Here is a 4,149-nt window from a genome sequence, read left to right as displayed (position 1 = left end):
TATCACCATTGAGTTTGACCCGTTTTTACCGAAATGGAATTACGTGGCTATTCCATCTGCCAGCATAATTTCTGGGGTTATTAAATCCTGATTCCATAGTGTTGAGAATGGCTGTCTGGCAACGCCGACCGTAGGCAGGATTGATTATCCATTCGGATTGTGGATTAGAATACGCCAGTGGAACATACAGGGATAATTAAAATCTTAAGGTTTTATTTTTATTGACAGCATGAGCCGCTTGGGAGGCTGTTGAGATAATACGGATGCTGAAAGTTTCTCTGGACGCCTTAAACAGGAACAGTGTCAGCTGGCGATAATACTAAACTGAGCTACGCAGTACAGCAAAACGTATTGCAATATATTGCTGTGTTTTATAATAACCACCGACTGGACTTTTACCTCGGGTACAAAAAATCAAATCAATATGAAGCAGAGGTAGCAAAAATCATAAGAATCGCTTAACTAGTAACTAAGGTGTTCGGAATTAGTTGACTATGTCATAATGGTACTTGCCGATCATATATCGCGTTCCTAATTACTTATACGCTCGCTCTGGTCAACAATCTCTGGTCGAACATCAATGCTGGCTCGGCTGAGAATTGTGCTACGCCATTCTTGCCCGCTTGCATAGCGCTTACGCCACAGTTTCTAACAGCGCATAGGTTTCCATGAAAATTACCCGCCTGCCAGTTTGTCTGCATAAGGTACTAGCAAGTGATTTCATGGCTTATGAATAATTCCCTTCTAGTTCAAGTCGAGCTGATACCCATTCAGGACAACTATTTTGCCGAATTATCCTGTCCACCTTATTTCCGGCCTTTTCTACCAACTCGCCTGGTTTCGGCTTTCTGACTTACACCTTTATCTTCTAATTCCTGCTCCTATACTCCGGGTGCCAGCAGCTTCATTCGCTACTTTCTCTACTTAAAGCCTGCTTTCCACTACCAGTAAATTTGATAGCGTTGCTCTGGGGTAAGCTGCTAACAGTACTTGATCTGTGCAACATTTATTTGATCATTCAAGAAGCTTGCATGTTATCGCAGCTTACCTCTTGTTAATCTTATAAAATTTGCACTTCAAACTTGAATCTTCCACGACTAAATATCTATGCTTTGTAAATGATAAAATGCTATTTCCTACTATGACTTGTCAGTCAACGCAGCTCTCACTCGATGGACATTCCCGTACACGACGGTTTATTTTATTAGCCTCTACTAAATCAAACATGCACAACATTGTAAGAATAATCAAAATAATATAATAAGTTGTTGTTAATTCTTTCATGAATTTCACCTTGATATATATGAATGTAAAACCATATTAATTATATGGATTTGTTCCATAATATTCACAAAAACTTCACAAATCAAGTGCTTTAAAGGAACATATTTGTAGAGTTATTCGCAACAATAAAACATTTTCTATTGATTAAATAATTTTGACTAGATTCTTGGGGCTCTAGTAGATCAATTTAAATTTGAGTCCAGTATTTCAGTATTTTGCTTGTTGTTTAGGTATTTTATAATTGAAACTGAATTCACATTCCTTAAAAAATAATGGAAACAGTCCTTTAGAAATGCCATTGCATTTCCTTAAGACGACGTGTTTAATTTGGTTCTAGAGGCTAATTGTCAATTAAACTGAACCAGAAACGGACAACTATTTTGAGCCGCTTTTTAGGCTTTCATTTTATTGAACGTGAGTTCGACATAAGAATCATCACATCACGATTGGAAGAGCTTGGGGGAGTCTGATATTAAGCGAGGGTTTCTTCTCGCGAAAGGTGTAAGCCACCAGTCCGGCTATCAGATTAACAAAGAAGTTAACTGGGCTGCGATGACGGGAATGCTCGATTTGCGAACTATTCTTCAATGGGTCATTGACGGTCTCAATGATCGAGCGTTTACGTAACAGCAGCTTGTCAAAAAGTGGCAACAGCTTGTTTTTCATGTTCTTGCGCACCTTGGTGACGAGCTGCACGCCTTGCTCCCACAGTTGCTCAAAGAGTGACTGCGAGAGATAACCCCGGTCACCAAAGAGCTTTCCAAATAAGGAGCGCGTCAACTCTGGTACCGGGTCACGGTCATCCACATTGCCCGCCGTGATTTTGACTCCCAGCAATTCCACGTGGTCATTGATCACCAGGTGCAGCTTGAACCCATAAAACCAATCCACGCTGGTCTTTCCCCGAGCAGCAAACTCTGTTATTACTTGATGCGACCCAATGCGGCGATTGTGGCACACGCTGATTTTGGTCGAATCGATGAAGCTGATTCCACTGCATTGCCCAAAGCGTCTGGTCAGAAAGTAGCAAAAGGCGCCAGGCTACCTTAAAGCCAACTCCACCAAGCGGTGATAGCTCACCAACCCTGGAAATAACCCCGCTGATACCTCAACACGTCATTTCGGTAATCGTGCTTAAACGCCCGGTAACCGGATAGATGAAATCCCACGATGATGGTCATGACTTCGCTTAGACACGGCGTTCTTTGCCGCCGACGCCGTTTCAGCGGCGACTCTAATAAGTGCTGCTCCCAATGCGGCTTAAACTCTTTACAAAATTCGTCACTCGCACAAAAAACCGTTGTCGTATCCATGGGAATCTGACTCCTCTCATGATGAAATTTTTTCCAAAACCACTTTATCATAAGGAATTCAGGTTTCTTTTCCAGCTTTTTATGTCGAACTCACGTTGTTTAAGTTTGAGGTTATCTTGCCTAAAAATATGTAAAAATTAGCCAATAAGGTCGGTTTTTTCCAATTTCATGGAAAACTTCATTTCTAAAATTAAATGGAACCTTCTGTTCTTTATCGAATTTATGAGTTTTCGGATAAGCACTAAGTAGCGGACTCCAGCCATCGCCTAGGCAAGCTGCGCAATGATAAAGAAATGATTTATTCGCTGGGGAAGAGGCGGTGAGTTGATCGCAATTCAAATTGTTCAACCCCATCATGGTCCGCTTCTTTCTATAGCCTAACCAGTTAAGAATGATTCGAAAAGAATTCTCATCTAAACCAGACATGAGGTGAAGGCAAGCTGTAGACAATATCAATAATACGGCAAGAGGAGCCGACAAAGTCATGTTTGATTTAGATGATCGGGTCGGGGTAACAGATTGTGTCCGTTACCTCTCCCACACCACCGGACGTGCGGTTTTAGCTTCACTGATACTTCGTATTTCGCATCCGACGGTTGAACCCAGTGACTTATCCGATGGAACTGCTTGCCATCAATTTTCATTCAGCACCTTCTATTTCTCCTTCGCCTGTGTTTCAGCTTGCATCCCACGGCCACGCTTCCGATTGGAATCCACCAACCTCGCGTGGCCGCTGGACGAGTGGTTGCCGCAGTTGCAACGTTCACCACGCCAGAATACTCCGCGCCAATCCACAGAGATGTTTAAAATGGCCTGTCTCTTGGTTCTTCAGCCCTTCGCTCCACCTTGTTTCCAAGGCTTCTTCGCTAATACGGCTTCTGCTGACTTCTCCCTAACCTCATTCGAGAGATCTCCCCGGGTAAGGTGCTAAAACTTTCAGCCTGTGCCGTCAAGCTCTACCTCGTGCGTCTTTCGGTAACGGTTGGATTTCGTGTTCCTACGGTCGTGCTTTTGCTACGCGCTTCTTTCAGGTTAGCCTCGCGGTTTCCCCCTTGCGTTTCACTACGGTTGTCGTTACTACTTCCGGTTATCTCCTCTCAGATAACAAGTTTTAGCCCATGCCGGGCAAACCAGTGTGCAATAAGTGTAACGCATTGCACCAGATGGTAAGGTAGCACATACGGCGCAATGCCCGATAGTTATTGCACCTTACGCAAGTTGCCTTATCGAATACAAATAAGCGCTGTCCAAAGCACTGCGTAAACAACCAAACCGTCGATATAGCATGTCTCCTATAAATTGATTATAATTTACAGATGACCTATCCGATATCATTTCGCTGTAAAGTATTATCCGTTCGTGAGAAGGAGAACCTCTCAATCGTGCAAGTGGCCAAGCGTTTTGATGTAGGGGCCGCCAGCGTGATGCGTTGGATCAAAACTCCCGATCCCAAGACCACCCGCAACAAACCTGCCACCAAGATCAACATGGAAATGTTGGCGCAGGACATCAAGAATTATCCGGACGCGTATCAGTACGAGCGCGCCAAACG

1 protein-coding gene and 3 pseudogenes are annotated in these 4,149 nt (G+C 43.5%); 2 read left to right on the top strand and 2 right to left on the bottom strand.

Annotation, left to right across the window (positions count from 1 at the left end; all coding sequences use genetic code 11):
* Nucleotides 1-89: 89 nt before the first annotated feature.
* Nucleotides 90-462, top strand: a pseudogene (locus BM283_RS20270) (IS3 family transposase); the annotation flags it as partial.
* A gap of 1,029 nt (nt 463-1,491) precedes the next feature.
* Here the strand turns inward: BM283_RS20270 and BM283_RS20265 are convergent.
* Both BM283_RS20265 and BM283_RS17335 read right to left on the bottom strand, forming a co-directional pair.
* Nucleotides 1,492-1,617: pseudogene (locus BM283_RS20265) on the bottom strand (IS1595 family transposase); the annotation flags it as partial.
* A 102-nt stretch (nt 1,618-1,719) separates the two neighbouring features.
* Nucleotides 1,720-2,597: pseudogene (locus BM283_RS17335) on the bottom strand (IS982 family transposase).
* Nucleotides 2,598-3,913: 1,316 nt separating this feature from the next.
* On the opposite strand from BM283_RS17335, the gene BM283_RS17325 reads away from it, so the two are divergent.
* Nucleotides 3,914-4,149: IS630 transposase-related protein (locus BM283_RS17325; RefSeq protein WP_090695355.1), on the top strand; the 236-nt coding region annotated here is incomplete at its 3' end.

This window comes from Nitrosomonas sp. Nm34 (assembly GCF_900113925.1).
Lineage (GTDB): Bacteria > Pseudomonadota > Gammaproteobacteria > Burkholderiales > Nitrosomonadaceae > Nitrosomonas.
This window is presented reverse-complemented; position numbering and strand designations above follow the sequence as displayed.